General features: G+C 69.0%; 15 protein-coding genes. 2 read left to right on the plus strand and 13 right to left on the minus strand.

The window, feature by feature from the left end:
• Positions 1-1,022: 1,022 nt before the first annotated feature.
• Together AB0B82_RS31100 and ligA are read right to left on the minus strand one after the other, a co-directional pair.
• On the minus strand, positions 1,023-3,116 hold the full coding sequence (locus AB0B82_RS31100) for a hypothetical protein (RefSeq protein WP_360176590.1): 2,094 nt from the start codon (positions 3,114-3,116) through the stop codon (positions 1,023-1,025).
• Between the two features lie 64 nt (positions 3,117-3,180).
• The gene (ligA, locus tag AB0B82_RS31105) at positions 3,181-5,175 is read right to left on the minus strand and encodes an NAD-dependent DNA ligase LigA (protein WP_360176593.1); all 1,995 of its coding nucleotides are present in this window, start codon (positions 5,173-5,175) and stop codon (positions 3,181-3,183) included.
• Between the two features lie 58 nt (positions 5,176-5,233).
• Between ligA and AB0B82_RS31110 the strand changes: the two genes are divergently transcribed.
• Positions 5,234-5,809 (plus strand): GNAT family N-acetyltransferase, encoded by a 576-nt coding sequence (locus AB0B82_RS31110; protein WP_360176596.1) that lies wholly within the window; start codon positions 5,234-5,236, stop codon positions 5,807-5,809.
• On the opposite strand, the gene AB0B82_RS31115 is transcribed toward AB0B82_RS31110, so the two are convergent.
• From AB0B82_RS31115 to AB0B82_RS31140, 6 genes are all read right to left on the minus strand, one after another.
• Positions 5,799-7,388, minus strand: a complete 1,590-nt coding sequence (locus AB0B82_RS31115; RefSeq protein ID WP_360176599.1) for a DHA2 family efflux MFS transporter permease subunit — start codon at positions 7,386-7,388, stop codon at positions 5,799-5,801. The genes AB0B82_RS31110 and AB0B82_RS31115 overlap by 11 nt on opposite strands.
• A 237-nt stretch (positions 7,389-7,625) precedes the next feature.
• On the minus strand, positions 7,626-8,183 hold the full coding sequence (locus AB0B82_RS31120; RefSeq protein ID WP_360176602.1) for a hemerythrin domain-containing protein: 558 nt from the start codon (positions 8,181-8,183) through the stop codon (positions 7,626-7,628).
• Positions 8,180-8,623 carry an SRPBCC family protein gene (locus tag AB0B82_RS31125; protein ID WP_360176605.1) on the minus strand — a complete coding sequence of 148 codons (444 nt, stop codon included), beginning with the start codon at positions 8,621-8,623 and terminating at the stop codon, positions 8,180-8,182. The genes AB0B82_RS31120 and AB0B82_RS31125 overlap by 4 nt, the downstream gene beginning before the upstream one ends.
• Positions 8,620-9,591: a TIGR03557 family F420-dependent LLM class oxidoreductase gene (locus AB0B82_RS31130; RefSeq protein ID WP_360176608.1), complete on the minus strand. Its 972-nt coding sequence runs from the start codon at positions 9,589-9,591 to the stop codon at positions 8,620-8,622. The genes AB0B82_RS31125 and AB0B82_RS31130 overlap by 4 nt, the downstream gene beginning before the upstream one ends.
• Positions 9,592-9,652: 61 nt before the next feature.
• Complete coding sequence (locus AB0B82_RS31135; RefSeq protein WP_360176611.1) at positions 9,653-10,648, minus strand: SDR family oxidoreductase; 996 nt, start codon at positions 10,646-10,648, stop codon at positions 9,653-9,655.
• A 10-nt stretch (positions 10,649-10,658) separates the two neighbouring features.
• Complete coding sequence (locus tag AB0B82_RS31140; protein WP_360176614.1) at positions 10,659-11,966, minus strand: cytochrome P450; 1,308 nt, start codon at positions 11,964-11,966, stop codon at positions 10,659-10,661.
• 228 nt (positions 11,967-12,194) lie between these two features.
• Here AB0B82_RS31140 and AB0B82_RS31145 point away from each other — a divergent pair, with 228 nt between their 5' ends.
• Positions 12,195-12,338 carry a GPGG-motif small membrane protein gene (locus AB0B82_RS31145; RefSeq protein WP_360176617.1) on the plus strand — a complete coding sequence of 48 codons (144 nt, stop codon included), beginning with the start codon at positions 12,195-12,197 and terminating at the stop codon, positions 12,336-12,338.
• Positions 12,339-12,475: 137 nt separating this feature from the next.
• Here AB0B82_RS31145 and AB0B82_RS31150 read toward each other — a convergent pair whose 3' ends face one another.
• The 5 genes from AB0B82_RS31150 to AB0B82_RS31170 all read right to left on the minus strand — a co-directional run bounded on the left by AB0B82_RS31150 (position 12,476) and on the right by AB0B82_RS31170 (position 15,232).
• On the minus strand, positions 12,476-13,153 hold the full coding sequence (locus AB0B82_RS31150; RefSeq protein WP_360176620.1) for an ANTAR domain-containing protein: 678 nt from the start codon (positions 13,151-13,153) through the stop codon (positions 12,476-12,478).
• A 95-nt stretch (positions 13,154-13,248) separates the two neighbouring features.
• Positions 13,249-13,743, minus strand: a complete 495-nt coding sequence (locus AB0B82_RS31155; protein ID WP_360176623.1) for a DUF6328 family protein — start codon at positions 13,741-13,743, stop codon at positions 13,249-13,251.
• Positions 13,744-13,856: 113 nt separating this feature from the next.
• Complete coding sequence (locus tag AB0B82_RS31160; protein ID WP_360176626.1) at positions 13,857-14,270, minus strand: ANTAR domain-containing protein; 414 nt, start codon at positions 14,268-14,270, stop codon at positions 13,857-13,859.
• Positions 14,271-14,285: 15 nt separating this feature from the next.
• Positions 14,286-14,594: a hypothetical protein gene (locus AB0B82_RS31165; protein WP_360176629.1), complete on the minus strand. Its 309-nt coding sequence runs from the start codon at positions 14,592-14,594 to the stop codon at positions 14,286-14,288.
• 62 nt (positions 14,595-14,656) lie between these two features.
• Positions 14,657-15,232, minus strand: coding sequence for a hemerythrin domain-containing protein (locus AB0B82_RS31170; protein WP_360176632.1), 576 nt, complete (start codon positions 15,230-15,232; stop codon positions 14,657-14,659).
• Between the last annotated feature and the right edge of the window lie 55 nt (positions 15,233-15,287).

A 15,287-nucleotide genomic window follows, 5' to 3' on the forward strand; every position in this document is an offset into this window, starting at 1 on the left:
ACGGCGCGCGTCCCCGCGGGGTGGGTTCACCCATGGTGTTGTGGGTTCCTGACCCGTGTGAAGGGTGTGGAACCCACAACACGGTGGGTGAACCCACCGTGCGGCGGAAACCCGGAAACCCCTTACGACCACACCGCACCATCACCCCACCCCACGCCACGCCACGCCCCCACGCCACGCCACGCCACCACGCCACGCCACGCCACCACGCCACGCCACCACGCGACGCCACGCCACGCCACCACGGCACCTCGCGGCACCGCGGCACCGCGGCACCGCGGCGCACCGTCACCGCGTGCCGAACACCGCCAACCAGACCACCGCCCGGCTGATCCACCGACGGCTGATCCGCGGGACGGCATACGAGTGGATAACCGCGCGTGTTGGGGGTCCTTCGTCGGTATACCAGCTGAGAACCCCCAACTGGCAGGGTTATCCGTTCGTATGAGGTTGGCTGCGTCGGTCGTGGTGCGGGCTGAAGTCGGGGGTTTGGACAGGTTGTGGTGGGTGTGGAGTGGTTATTGCTTGTTCAAGGTCCCGGGATGGGGTGCAGGGTCGCGGGTGGGGGTGCAGGGTCGCGGGTGGGGGTGCAGGGTCGCGGGTGGGGGTGCAGGGTCGCGGGTGGGGGTGCAGGGTCGCGGGTGGGGGTGCAGGGTCCCGGGTGGGGGTGCAGGGTCCCGGGCGGGTGTCCAGGGTCCCGGGCGGGTGTCCAGGGTCCCGGCCGGTTGTGCAGGGTCCCGGGATGGTGTGCACGGTCCCGGGACGAGGTGCACCGTCCCGGGTGAGTGTTCGCGGTCCCCGGTCGGAGGCTCGGAGGGCCTCGGCTCCTGGGGACGCGCGCGGTCGTACAGCGTGGGCACCGACTCGGTCGCTCAGACCCACCCATGGATCAGCCCAAGAACCGGAAAACCCCCGGGGGTAACAGTCACACGGACCGAACCACGGCTCAACTCAGCGGTCAGCCGGGTGGCCATCCTGACCTGATCGATGTGGGCGGTCGCCAGCGGTCCATGGCACAGTGATCAGAAGGTGAGTTCCACGTGTGTTCCGGCGGGATCGCCGGCGTGGTGGAGCCACAGCACGCCGTCCTCGTACTGGGTCTCGGTGGCGCCGTCCACCCGAGCAGGCTCTGACGGCAGGCGAAGTGCGGTTGTGACCTGCACGCCCCGCGGTGCCTCGCAGGAGAAGCGCAACCCGGCGTCGTCCTGTTGCCAATCGACCACACGGCCGGCGGACGCGAGCAGAACCGCATCGTCATACGAGAGGTCCCGCAGCCACGCCAGCTCTCCGGGGCCGAGCTCGCGACGGCGCACCAGCGGCAGCCGCGGATCGAGCAGATCGACGTAGTTGCCCTCGACAACCTGCGAACCGCCGGCTTCCTCGAGCACAGCGCCGATGAGGTAAGGGCCACGTCGCACCGAAAGCCAGTTGGTCGACTGCCACCCGTGCCCGCCTGCCTCGGACAGCGACCGGATCGCGGCGACCAACTCGGCGGCCCGGTCGGGCGACTCGGTGAAGTCGGCGGGCCGTGCGGCGACGAACTGCACCCGTCCTGCACCAACCGGCTGGATGTCGTCCCGTTTGCGGTCGACCCCGAGCGCCTCGGCCAGGTGATCGGCACACGTCTCGTACCGTCCGGTCCACCAGGAGCGGATCTCGTGGTACGGGTCCGCGTCGTCGCCGACGTACAGCAGGTTGCCGCCGCGGCTGACCCACCCGGCCAGCGCGTAGTGGATCCCCGGCGCCAACGGCTTCTGGAACTCGTAGCTGAGCACCAGTACGTCGACATCGTCCAACGCGTCCGGGGTGTCGATGAGGTTCTCCAGCTGCACCGGACAGACACGCTGACCTTCGTACAGCGGAGGCAATGCCAGACCGTAGAAGTCGGAGAAGTGCAGCTGGTTGCGCCCCTCCAGCGCCAATGCGTCCTGCAGCCCGTCGTAGTGCCCACTCTCACCACCCGGCGCCCAGCGCTGGAACATCGCCGTGTCGGACAGCGCGACCCCGATCCGCGGCCCCTCGTGCGCCCATTGAACATCGGGCTGGTCGAGGTCACGCAGGCTGTTCATCGCGATCAGGTAGCTGGTTGCGGTGTCAGCCGGGATCAGCGAGCGTTCCGAGGTCCCCTCCCGCAGGTACGGGCGGTTGAAGATGCGGTGCGGCCATGGCGCGACCTCGTACCGCGCGACGCCCGGATGCAGCAGCGACGCGACGAGGGTGCGCTGGTAGTTCGCGAGGTAGTCCTCCCAGGTGCGATCCGGGTGGTCCTCGATCGGGTCGTGCAGGAACCACATCCGCCGGTCGGTGCCGCGGGTCAGGTCCTGCGCGATGCCGTACTCCAGGTAGGCCGTCTCGAAGGTACGTTCCGCGACCTTCCCGGCGTACACGTTGGGCGTGCGCGACGTACCGGTCCACACCTGCGCGATCGCGCCGTCGATCGAGGGCAGCGTGCGCAGCCGGGATTCGGGACTGATGATCTGCCACTGGGTGTAGTTCAGCAGGCTGTGGGTGGGTACGTAGAACCGCACCTGCCGGCCCTGCTGCAGCGCTTCGTCGCGGAGGACCGAGGTAACGCGGTCGAGGCTGCGTGACAGCAGGTGCTGCTTCAGCTGGCCCGACCGGAAGTGCGCTTCGGGCGTGCTGTGCGGCGGCTGCCACGGCTCGTTGAAGTACGCCTGCCACTCGCGCTTGAACGACTCGGAGTATCCGGCCCGCGCCCAGAACTCCGGCTCCTCGAGGTGGATCCCCTCCACGCCGAGCGCGATGATCGGGCGGAGCTTCTCCAGCAGGTACTCGGTGAAGGCGAACGTCGGCACCATGTACGGGATGTCCGCGCTCTTGCCGTGCAGGATCGGTGAACCGTCGCCGGCCGTCTGCGCGTCGGCCCAGTGATCGCCTCCGTCCCAGCGACCGTCGAGGTAGTCCTGGTACGTCCCCCAGGAGATGCCCGTCATCAGGTGCACGCGGTACCCCGCCGCGCGCCAACGATCGATGCGCTCCGGTGTGGAGTCGTCGAGCCCGTAGACCATGACGAAGTCGGTCCGCAGATCGATCGATTCCTCGTACGGCGCGCGCTCCTGGAAGCCGGTGAGCTCGTCGTCCTTGCTGGTCGTCATACGTCCACCCTTCCCCCATCGCGGGGCTGGGCGCCAGTACGGCGTCAGGAACTGGACACCGTTGTCATCGCAGCAGGTCGGCCGCTTCGAGTTGCTGCCAAATCTCCGACTGGTCGACGACGGCGACGCCGAGCTTGTCCGCCTTGGTCAGCTTCGACGCGCCGACGTCCGCACCCGTGATCAGCAGGTCCGTGCTGGCCGATACCGACGACGCGATGGTCGCGCCGGCTTTCTCGCACAGCCGCTGGAAGGCGGGCCGGGCAACCTTCTCACCGGTCCGGGGGTCGCTGATCGCGCCCGTGACAACGATGGTCTTCCCGGCCAGCGGTGCACCGGCCGCGACCACCGGCGGCAGGTCCTCCTCGCGGACGTCCAAACAGACCCCGGCCGCACGGAGCCGCTCGAGCTCGGGCCGCAGCCGGGTCAGGTGCTCGATCAGCGACGCCGCGACCTTCGGGCCGATGTCGTCGACGGCGACGAGCCCGTCGACGCCGGCGTCCGCGACCTCCTCCAACGAGCCGAATCCGGCGCGGCACAATCTGGCGGCCGTGCCCTCCGAGGCCATCGGGATCGCGAGGCCGATCAGTGCGCGACGCAGGCCGACCTGCCGGCTCGCGTCGATCGACTCGATCATCCGGGCGGCCGAGATCTCGCCGATCCGGTCGAACTCGAGCAGCCGCTCGGCGGTCAGCGAGTAGAAGTCCGACGGATTCTCCAAGATGCCCGCCTCGGCCAGGCGCTCGATCCACACGCCGCCGATCGCGTCGATGTCGGCCGCCGCGCGGGACGCCCAGTGGATCAGGCGTCGTACGGTCTGCGCCGGGCAGGAGACGTTGGTGCAGAACAGCTCGCGGCTGTTGCCCTGCTCGATCAGCGGCTGGTCGCAGGACGGGCACCTGCTCGGCGGGACGATGTCGCGCTCCTGGCCGGTGCGCTTCGAGGCGTCGAGGACGCCGGCCACGAACGGGATCACGTCACCGGCACGGCGGACCAGCACCGTGTCGCCGATCTTGATGTCGCGGGCGCGGATCACCTCCTGGTTGGCGAGCGTCGCCCGGGTGACCGTCGTACCACCGACGAACACCGGCTCCAGCCAGGCGACCGGGGCGATCTTGCCGGTCTTGCCGACGTCCCACACCACGTCCGCGAGCAGCGTGGTCTTCTCCTCGGCGGCGAACTTGAACGCCAGCGCGCCGCGTGGCGAGTTGGACCGGGTGCCGGCCGCGGCGAACGCGGCACGGTCGGCGAGTCGCAGGACGGCGCCGTCGAGGTCGTAATCCAGCTCGTTGCGCTGCTGCTCGATCGTCGTGATCACCGCCTGCGCCGCGGCGGCGTCGTCGCAGTGCCGCATGTCGGCGACAGTGAACCCCATCTCCTGGAGCGCGCGCTCGAGGTCGGCGTTGGCGTCGTCGAGCTCGCTCAGCAGGTCGAACGCGAGGAACTGGAGCCGCCGCTCCGCCACGGTCGCCGGATCCTTGGCGCGCAGCGTCCCGGCCGCGGCATTGCGCGGGTTGATCAGCGGCTTGTCCGGGTGCGCGGCGTTGTAGGCGGCGAAGGTGGACCGCAGCATCACCGCCTCACCGCGGACCTCGACCCGATCCGGCCCGGCGAGCCGATCGGGGACGCCGTCGGTGAGCGCCTTCACGAGCGGGGTCACGTCGTCGCCGGTGGTGCCGTCGCCCCGGGTGACCGCGCGGGCGAGCCGGCCGTTCTCGTACACCAGGGCGAGGGACAGGCCGTCCAGCTTCGGCATCACGACCACCGACTGGCCGGGGAAGCGGGCGAAGAACGCCTCGACCTGCTCGGGACGGGTCGCCTTCTCCAGCGACAGCATCGGGCGCGAATGCCGGACCGGGGCGTGCAGCACCGCGGGCGCACCGACCTGGTCGAGCGGATTCGGGTCGGGGGTCAGCTCCGGGTTGGCCTCGATGAGCGCACGCAGCTCGTCCTCGATGGCGTCGTACTCCGCGTCGGCGACCGTCGGCGAACCGCGGTAGTACGCGTCGCGCAGTACGACGATCCGATCGGCAAGGTCCTGGATCCGCTCCCCAATGTCCACGGCAGAACCCTAGCCGGGAGCACCGACAAAATACCGGATCTCCTTTACGGTAGGCGATATGGGCTTCACGGTGCGACCGTTGATGCCCCAGACCTGGCCGGCCTTCGCGGAGCTGGTCGAGGCGAACAACGGGGTCTGGGGCGGCTGCTGGTGCATGGGCTTCCACGTCAAACTCGGCCAGGACCGGACGGCGGAACAGAACCGCGCGGAGAAGGAGCAGTTGGTGCGCGAGCGCCGTACGCACGCTGCGCTGGTCTTCGACGGCGATCGATGCCTCGGGTGGTGTCAGTACGGTTCCCCGGACGAACTGCCGGAGGTCAAAAGCCGGCGCCGCTACGAGAAGGAGCTGACCGCGCTCCCGGACTGGCGGATCACCTGCTTCTTCACCGGGAAAGGTCTGCGCAAGCGGGGCGTCGCCCAGGCCGCGCTCGGCGGGGCGCTCGAGGCGATCGCGGCAGCCGGCGGCGGTGTCGTCGAGGGCTACCCCGAGGAGACCGATGACCGCACGGTGTCCGGGTCGTTCCTGCACACCGGGCCGATGGCCGCCTTCGAGAGCCACGGGTTCGCTCGCACGCGGCAGATCGCGCCGCACCGGTGGGTCGTGACCCGCGAGGTGGCGCCGGCTACTCGATGACCGCGGCGTCGTCGGTGAGGTGGGTTTCCTCGCGTTTGCGGGGGAGGAGCAGCGCCGGGATCAAAGTCAGCACGACCAGCACCCACGCCACCCAGTAGGTCTGGGCGAACGAACTCGCCGCGTCGACCAGCCCTCGCGCCAGGGCGGCCGGATCCAGGTTGAGCGGTGCGATGGACTCCGGCCGGGTGTTCTCGAGGATCGCCGCCTGCGTCTCGCGGAGCCCGCCGTCCAGACCGGGGATCTGCTGGGTGCCGGGGATGATCGGCGAGTCGTTGAGGTGGTTGGTCAGGATGACCGACATCGTCGCGACACCGCACGAGGACGCGACCTGCTGGGTGATGTTGAGCAGCGTCGAGCCGCGCGCGACCTGCGGTCCGGACAAGGTCCGCAGCGCCGTCGTGAACAGCGGCATCATCGTGCCGCCCATCCCGAAGCCCATCACGACCAGCATCACAATGATCAGGCCGTACGGCGTGGTCGCGGTCAGCTGCGTCAACCCGAACATGCCGACGATGATCAGCGCGATCCCGAACGGCACGATCCGCCCGACCGGCACCTTGTCGACCAGCCGCCCGGCGATCGGCATCGTGACCATCGCGCCCAGGCCCTGCGGCGCGACCAGCAGGCCGGCATCGAGGGTCGACTCGCCGCGGATCTGCTGGAAGTACGTCGGCACCAGCAGCAGGCCGCCGAAGAACGCGGCCGCGAACAGGAACATCGTGATGATCGACACCGTGAGGTTGCGGTTGCGGAGCAACCGTAGATCGAGCAGCGGATGCTCGGGACGGAACGAATGCCAGACGAACGCACCCATCAGCACCAGGCCGATCAGGATCGACACCCAGACCCGCGGCGCACCGAAATCGCCGTTCTCCATCGGCAGCGACGAGATGCCGAACAGGAACAGCGCCAGGCCCGGCGACATCAGCAGGACACCGAGCAGGTCGAGCGACTCGGAGCGGTGCGGCGTGTCCTTCGCCAGCGCGAACCAGGCGTAGACCAGCGCGATCAGGCCGAGCGGGACGTTGATCAGGAAGATCCAGTGCCAGCTCGCCACCTCGATCAGCCAGCCGCCGAGGATCGGTCCGAGAATCGGCCCGAGCAGCATCGGCACACCGAGGATGGCCATCAACCGGCCCATCCGGTGCGGCCCCGCGGCCCGCGTCATGATCGTCATCCCGAGCGGCATCAGCATGCCGCCGCCGAGACCCTGCAGGACCCGGAACGCGATCAGCGTGTTGATACCGGTCGCCGTCGCGCACAACGCGGACCCGGCGGTGAACAGGAAGATCGCCGCCATGTACAGCCGCTTGGTGCCGAACCGGTCGGCCGCCCATCCGGTCAGCGGGATGACCGTCGCCAGCGCCAGCGTGTACGCCGTGACCGTCCAGGCGACGGTGGAGTACGGGACGGGATCGCCCGGTGTCCCGAACTCGTCCTGGAACGTCGGCAGCGCGACGTTGACCACGGTGATGTCGAGGATCGACATGATCGCGCCCAGCACGACGACGCCCGCGACCTTCAGTACGGCGGCGTCGATGTGGTCGGGATACTGCGATCGAGTCGCTGGTTCGCTCACGGTCCGTCCCCCTCCGCACGGATGCACTCCCTGCAGACACTACGCCCGCCCACCGGCCCGTTGGCTACGCAATTCCTGCCAACGAACCGGGGTGACTACGGACTGTCCCGAACGACTACCGACAGCAGTCGATGGGCGCCGGGCTACCGGTGCTGACGTCGAACCCCGCCGCGGTCCACGGCGCACTGGACCGGACCGGAGTTCGCGACCACCACGTCCGGATCGCGCACTCCGGAACTACTCGTCGGCGTGCGCCTCCACCTTCTTCTTCAGTTCGTCCTTGGACAGACCCGACGTACCGGAGATGTCCGCGTTGGCCGCCTGCTTGGCGAGTTGCTCGCGGGTCATGTCGCCCGGCTGCTCGCCGAGGTGCTGTTTGCGGCTGGCGGCGAAGGCCTCGCCGAGTTCGGCACGGCGCTCGTCGGACAGGTTCGAACGCAGGCCGGGGAGCACCTTGGTCTCCTCCTCCTCGACATGGTGCGAGACCGCGTCGACGAGGTTCTGCAGGACCTTCTCGAAGTCGGGCGACTCCGGATCGGTCGCAGCGAGCTTGGCGAGCAGTAGGTCGGCCTCGATGTGTTCCTGCTGGCTGTGCGACACCTCTTCCTTCTCACCGGCCTCGGCGGCCGCGACCGGGTAGACCTCGGCCTCCTCGGCCCGGCTGTGCGCGGTCAGCAGGGTGGTGAGCACGGGCAGCAGGGTGGGACGTTTCTCCGGTTCGTCCTTCAGCGCGTCGAACAACCGCTCCACTTCCCGGTGGTCCTGCATGATCAGGTCGACGACATCGGCACTCATGACTGCTCCTTGGGTGGGTCCTGCTCGAACGAGGTTTTGATGTCGGACAGCGCCTGTTCGAGCTCCCGGTCGATGTCCGTGTCGGCGGTGGTGTCCAGTTGGACGGTGAGTTTCGATGTTCCGTCCGCGACGAAGTCGACCGCCAGTTCGCCGTGGTAGGCGTGCGGGCCCGCGACCTCCCAGCGCAGGATGCGATCCTCGTCCAGGACGTCGATCCAGCCCTCCCGACGCCCACCGCCGGCGGTGACGTCGACGTCGGAGTGGACGGCCTGGTGCGGCCGGCGCGCCTCCGGTCCCTGCGCCTCGACGGGTCTCGCGCCGCGTCGGTGCAACGACGTGAGCCACGGGAGGTAGTCGGGCAGGCGGTCGAGATCGGACAGCCGGTCGAACAGAACGTTCGGGGCGACGTCGACGGTGGTCCAGGCGTGGTGGGTGGTCATGATTTCTCCTTGCGGAGGCGGAGCTCGGGGAGGACCTCGGTGCGGTAGAGGTTCATCATGTCGACGCTGTGCGGGCCCATGTTGGCGACGTACACCTCGTCGAAGCCGGCCTCGAGGTACGGCGTGAACGCCTCCAGGTGAGCCTCCGCCTTGGGGCCGCAGGCAACCGATTGCGCGGTCGACTCCTTCGTCACCAGTTGACTGGCTTGTTCGAAGTGCCGCGGTGACGGCAGCACCTGGGCGAGCTCGCCGGGCAGACCTGAGTTGCCCCAGATCCGGTGCGCCTGCTCGACACCCTCTTCCTCGGTGGGTGCGTAGCTGACCTTGAATCCGGCCTGGGTCGGCTTGTCGAGCCCGCCGTGGTCGCGGAACCGCTGCAGCAACTCGGGGTCCGGGGAAGTGGTGATGTACCCGTCGGCGATCCGGGCCGCCACATCCGTTGCCTCAGGCCCGAATCCGGACATGTAGATCGGCAACGGTTCCTGCGGCCGGGTGTAGATCCGCGCGGTGTCGACGGTGTAGTGCTTGCCGTGATGACTGACGAACCCGTCCTCGGTCCACAACCGGCGCATGATCTCGACCGCTTCCTCGAGCATCTCCAGCCGTACGTCGACCGTCGGCCAGACCGTACCGAGGATGTGCTCGTTCAGCGCCTCGCCGGTCCCGACGCCGAGCCGGAAGCGCCCGTTCAGCAGCACCGCACTGGTCGCGGCCGCCTGGGCGATCACCGCCGGATGGATCCGTACCGTCGGACAGGTGACAGCCGTTGTCACCGGTAGCTCACAGACCTGGGAGATCGCCCCGATCGCCGACCAGACGAACGCGCTCTGACCCTGCTCGTCGTTCCAGGGGTGAAAGTGGTCGCTGATCCACAGGCCGTCGAACCCGGCCTCCTCGGCCAGGCGGGCCTGTTCGATCAGCTCCGCCGGTGTGTACTCCTCGCAGGACAGGAAGTATCCGATCTTCACACGCACCTCCGACGTCGTGGCTTACCTGTTTCGGGTGCCCGCAATCACGGATCGCATTCGCCTACTTCGTCCGCGATCGCGCGAGGTACACGGTCGCCGCTGCGGCGCCCGCGGCGAGCATGCCGAGTGCGCCGCGGTGCCTCGACGCGAGCACCTGAAAGCTCCGGCTCGACGAGCGGTCGTCGAACGCGCCGTGCGATCCGTAGTCGCGGCTGCGGTCGTCCGCCGGTGCCCAGAGGTTCGCGGCCTGTTCGTTGGGCAAATCGGCCTGTTGCGACTCGTACCCGGTTCGGGCGAGGTAGTGGTCCAGCAGCCCGGGGACGAACTTGTTGGCGAGCACCGTGACCGCGGTCGGAGTACCTACCCAGTACTCACGCCGGCGCGGGTGATCCGCGGCGTACACGATCGCGTCCGCGGCGACTTCCGGCTGGAAGATCGGCGGCACCGGCTGCGGGTGCTTCGGCAGCCTAGACAGTACCCACGAGAACTGCGGAGTGTTGACCGCCGGCAGCTGCACCATCGTGACGCGGACGCCGGACTTGTCGTGGAGCAGCTCGCACCGCAACGAGTCGTGGAATCCCTGGATCGCGTGCTTGGCACCGCAGTACACCGACTGCAGCGGAATCCCGCGGTACGCCAGCGCCGAGCCGATCTGCACGATCGTGCCGCGGTCACGCGGTTCCATCCGCCGCAACGCGGCCCGGGTTCCGTGGACGTACCCGAGATAGGTCACCTCCGTGGCGCGCCGGAACTCGTCCGGCTCGATCTCCAGGAACGGCGCGAACACCGAGGAGAAGGCCACGTTCACCCAGACGTCGATCGGGCCGAGCTCCGCCTCGATCCGATCCGCCGCAGCCTCGACCTGGGTGTGATCGGCGACGTCGACCGAGATCGCCAGCGGAGTCCCGCCGGCCTCTTTCACCTCCCGGACGGCGCCGTCCAGACCGGCCTCGCCGCGGGCCAGCAGCGCGACCTTGGCGCCGCGCCGTGCGAACGCGACCGCGGTCGCGCGCCCGACTCCCGCGCTGGCTCCGGTGACTACCACGACCTGTCCCATCGACGACTCCTCAGTTGGTTGCCTGCGGCCACAACCCGATCCGGATCGCCGCGTGGTTGAACGTCCGCGGCATCGCGCCGCGGAGCTTGGTGCGGGTGGTCGGGTCGACGTCGAGCTCGTACCGATCGGCGAGGTAGCTGACCGCCGTACTGGTGGTGAGCAGCACGAGGTTGCGTCCCGGGCACCCGGCCGGGCCTTCGCTGAAGGGGATCAGCGGCCAGGGGCCGTCGGCACGCCCGTCCAGCCAAATGGCCGGTTCGAACCGGTCCGCGAAGTCGAGGGCCTTGTCGTCACGATGGAACACCGAGCTTGCGATCACGAACTCGGTGCCTGCGGGCGCCGACAGGCCGCGCCAGTCGGTGTCCTCGGTCGACTGACGCAGCACGACCAACGTCGTCGGCCACAGTCGGACCGACTCCTGGATCGCCGCGCCGGCCTCGGCCAGCAACGGCGACGCCTCCGGGTGCCGCGCTTCGGAGATGATCGTCCTGAGTGCGGACGGCTGCGTTCCGAGTACGGCGAGGAGCCGCCAGAGCGCGATGCCCGCGGCGTCGAAGGCGAACAACCAATGCGGTACCTGCCCCGCTGGATCGAGCGCCTCGGGTCGCCGATCGAGCGCTTCGACGAGGCTCCCCGGCTCGGCCTTGTCGACGTACTGTGTCATCGACGCGAGGAAGCGGGCGCGGAGGTCGTCGTGGCTCGGACCGAATTGCGCCCAGTTGGCGTCGGCACGGAGCCGATCGAGCTGGGCGGTGAGTTCGACGTCGTCGCGGGCGCCGTCACCGAGCACGATGCGGCGGACGATGCGCGACCAGATCGCGCGAAAGTCGTCCCAGCCGAGCGTCCCGGACAGATCGTTCAGTTCCCCGCGGATCACCTCGACGAACCGATGGCCGTAGCGGTGTACCGGCTGGTGGCTGTCGAGCGCTTGCTCGTTGAGCTCGCGGCGGCCGGCGCGGAGCGGGGGATTGGTCACCAGCACCGCGTGCGGCTGGAAGTGGGTGAGCGCCGCGATCTTCTCGCCGGTCGCGGCAGCGAACGGTACCGGTGTCTCGGCGAGCAGTCGGTGGACGTCGTCCGGTGCCAGGACCAGCGCAAGCGTGCGGCCCGGGATGCGGAACAGGACAGGCCCGTCGCCGTAACGGCGACGAAGCCGGCGCACACACCGTACGGCGCGGTCGTCGACGCGAAGCCGCTCGGCGAGGACGCCCGCACGCGGTCTGCGCAGGATCGGCCCCTGGGCCACGGCGGGCCCGAGGACGTCGCGCAGGATGCGGACGGTGTCCGGCGCGGAGGCGATCGGCAGCGATATCGGCATGCCGTTCAGGTGTCCGTCGAGCGGCCCCCGAAAACGGTGCGTTCCGCGGTGCGCACGTCGTACCGGGAGCTGTACCGAACCGGATCGCAACCTGCCGTAACCGTCCGCGCGGAGGTCGCGTCAAGGGCCGCCGGGGTGAGGTTTGGGCTCGGATCGCGGGGGCACCGAACGAGCACACGGGGATGTCAACTTGCCGGGTACGGACCCGGTGTCGGAAAGGGAAGGGCCATGGAGTTCATTCTGTGGATCATCGCCGTGATCCTCGTCATTTCTGGAATCGTCTCGCTGTTCCGCGGCCAGATGTTGTGGGGCGCCGCGCTGATCGTCATCGGCCTGCTGGTCGGCCCGGGCGGCGTCAGCCTGTTCACCTGAGCGACCTCACCTGAGCGACCCATCGAACGACGCAGGACACGCGTCATCCAACAGCGTCACCCCCACGACGGACTTCGTGGGGGTGACGCGCGCGTTCGGTCCGATCGCCAATCCCTGGGAGTCCGCGTCGCGGGTGGTCAGGCGAAGCGGAAGTCGAGGCGGCGGGCCACGACGTGGCCGGCGATGTCGTCCAGTGTTGTGGCGTGGGCGAAGGCGTGCGCGCGGAGCATGGCCAACGCGTCGTCGGGGGTGACCTGGAGCTGCACCGCCACCATGCCGGTCGCCTGATAGACGATCGCCCGCGACGGGCCGACGTCGTCGCCGCCGGACTCGGACGCATGGTGCAGTACGGCGGTACCGACCGCGTCGGCGAGGAATTGCACGACGTCGGAGGGTTCGCTCAACTCGGCGTGCGTGTAGACGCTGTACGCGCCGAACGGCCGGCCGGCTGCCCGCATCGGGAAGCAGTGCATGATCACCCGGCCCGAGGTTTCGAGGACGGACCGGCTGAACTCGGGCCACAGCCTGCTGACGGCGTCGTCGAGGTCCGTCACGATCGCCCCGCCGGACAGGTACGCCTCCCGGCACGGCCCTTCGCCGAGCAGATCCTGGAGATTCTCGAGCTGGCCCGCGAGTTGGTCGGTGACAGCCAAGGTCATCCGCGCGCCGGCGTCGTCGTTGTTGAGGCTGATCGAGCCGCCTTCGGCACCGACCAGGCGACGGCCCGCCTCGCACAGCCTGAGCACGAACCGCTGCCGGGGGTCGCCGTCAGCGATCAACTTGCCCAGACGTCCGAGTATCCCAGCACGATCCATCTACTGTTGTCTCCAGACGCTGTATCTGTCCCGGCTGTCCTGGCTGTCGGTTCCGGCGGTCGGTCCCTGTCCTGCTGGCTGTCCTATTGGCTGTCCTATTGGCTGTCCTGCTGGCGGTCCTGCCGGCGGTCCTGGGTGCGGACGTACGCCGGGAGCACGAGCCACAACCCCACGAACCACAGCAGTATCGCGGCCACGGTCCCGATCGCGACTCCTCTCGGGAGGACGACATCCAGGGCGATCAGCAGGCCGCCGGCCATCGACGCGACGAGCAACGCCATACCCCCGCGAGCCAGCCGGTCCGCGATCCGCACCAAGTGGTCGCGCATGCCTTGCCCGTACAGCCATCGGTGTACCGCGACCGGAGCCAGGAACAGTGCGACCGCCAGTGCGGAGGCGACGAGCGTGCCGGCGTAGACGCCGTGCGTGAAGTCGTCGGCGGAGTGGAACTGGCTCTGGAACGCGATGCCCAGCAGGAAGGCGAAGAGAATCTGGGTGCCGGTCTGGGCGAGCCGCAATTCCTGGAGCAGCTCGTTCCAGCGCCGGTCGAGCCGCTCGCCGGAACTCTCGTCGTCGCGTTGGTAAGTCACCGGCGGGCCCTATCTGCCTCACATTCGGAGTACGTTGAGCCTCCGGTACCCGGGCGCATTCGGCCGCCGGCGCGATCGGCGGCGAGGTACCGTCACCCGCGCTGGAAGAGAGGTCAGAGCTTCGGCCAGTGGCGGGTGTCGATGAGTTGCTGGGCTACTTCGCGAAGTTTGGTGTTGGTGTCTTGGGAGTAGCGGCGGAGGACCTCGAAGGCTTGGTCGTCGGTGAGGTTGTAGCGCTCCATCAGGATGCCCATCGCCTGGCCGACGAGTTTGCGGGCGTCCACCCGCACCGTCAGGTCCTGTTCGCGGCGGGCGGTGGCGACCGCGACCGCGGCGTGCCGGGCGAGGATGTAGGCGATCGCCTCTTCGTCCGGGCCGAAGGCGTTCGCCGTGCGGCTGTACAACCCGAGCACACCGACGGTCCCGCCGCCGGCCCACAGCGGTACGTCGAGCACGCTGTGGACGCCGAGCTCGAGGACCTTCTTCGACCACTCCGGCCACTGCGTCGCTTCGACCGTGTCCGGCACCGAGACGCTCGACCGCTACCGCATGCATTCGACCAGCGGCCCTTCCGCACCGGCCATCTGGAGGTTGTAGATCTCCGCGACGACCGGGTCGGTCACCGCCGGGACCTCCGGATGTCCGGTCCGCGTTCGCAGCGCGACACCGGCGTACTCGCAGCTCAGCGCCTGCAACGCGAAGTCGACGACGGCTTGAACGGTTTCCTCCAGACCGTCCGCATCGTGCATCTCCATCGCCAGTTGCGCGAACGTCTCGGCAGTCGGCGACGACGCCGCTTCGTCTCCGGAACGGTCACCCGCGGCCGAGTCCGAGTTGTTGATGTCGTCCACGCTTTCACCATGCATCGCTTGCTCACATTCCACAGAGGATCCAGGCCACGGTCGCGCCGTGGTCATGAGTGGTCTGATCCGGTCATCGCGTCGCGCAGTCTGTCGATCATGCCGGTCCCGCCCGGCAGTACCCGATCGGCCGGGGTCTCGTCCGCCGCCGCGGGATGCGGGCAGGTGGGCGCCGATCGGCTCGCCCGCGTCACCTCGCGCCCGAGCTCGCGCAGTTCCTGCGGATCGCACGCCGCGCGCAGTCGCGGCAGCAGGTCGCGTTCCTCCGCCTGCACGTGATCCAGTACTTCCACGTACAGCCGACCGACCAGCCGATCGAAGACACGGTCGTCGGGGTCGACGCCTTCGAGGTCCTTGAGGATCCGTTCGACGTCGGCCTGCGCCTCGATCTCGCGATCGGCCACCTGGTCACCGTCCGGCAGCGCCCGGCGGGCGGCCGGGAACAGGTACTGCTCCTCGGCCATCGAGTGCCGGACCAGCTCGGTGGTCAGGTGATCGGCCAGGTCCCGCCGGTGCCGGGCCTCGCCGCCACCCGCGATCAGCTCGGCGAGCACTCCTTCGACCGATCGATGGTCGTTCACGATCACGCCGATCAGGTCGGCCTCGTCCGCCGGGACGACGATAGCCATGCGTTACTCCTCGAGGTTGTTCAACCTCGCGGTGCCCCACCACTCGGCCCTCGAA

This window comes from Kribbella sp. NPDC048915 (assembly GCF_040649595.1).
In the GTDB taxonomy this organism is placed as follows: domain Bacteria; phylum Actinomycetota; class Actinomycetes; order Propionibacteriales; family Kribbellaceae; genus Kribbella.

Excerpts from the sequence above, each read along its gene's own strand:
- AB0B82_RS31100 (WP_360176590.1), bottom strand. The coding sequence starts at position 3,116 with ATGACGACCAGCAAGGACGACGAGCTCACCGGCTTCCAGGAGCGCGCG.
- AB0B82_RS31110 (WP_360176596.1), top strand. The coding sequence starts at position 5,234 with ATGGGCTTCACGGTGCGACCGTTGATGCCCCAGACCTGGCCGGCCTTC.
- AB0B82_RS31120 (WP_360176602.1), bottom strand. The coding sequence starts at position 8,183 with ATGAGTGCCGATGTCGTCGACCTGATCATGCAGGACCACCGGGAAGTG.
- AB0B82_RS31125 (WP_360176605.1), bottom strand. The coding sequence starts at position 8,623 with ATGACCACCCACCACGCCTGGACCACCGTCGACGTCGCCCCGAACGTT.
- AB0B82_RS31135 (WP_360176611.1), bottom strand. The coding sequence starts at position 10,648 with ATGGGACAGGTCGTGGTAGTCACCGGAGCCAGCGCGGGAGTCGGGCGC.
- AB0B82_RS31140 (WP_360176614.1), bottom strand. The coding sequence starts at position 11,966 with ATGCCGATATCGCTGCCGATCGCCTCCGCGCCGGACACCGTCCGCATC.
- AB0B82_RS31145 (WP_360176617.1), top strand. The coding sequence starts at position 12,195 with ATGGAGTTCATTCTGTGGATCATCGCCGTGATCCTCGTCATTTCTGGA.
- AB0B82_RS31150 (WP_360176620.1), bottom strand. The coding sequence starts at position 13,153 with ATGGATCGTGCTGGGATACTCGGACGTCTGGGCAAGTTGATCGCTGAC.
- AB0B82_RS31170 (WP_360176632.1), bottom strand. The coding sequence starts at position 15,232 with ATGGCTATCGTCGTCCCGGCGGACGAGGCCGACCTGATCGGCGTGATC.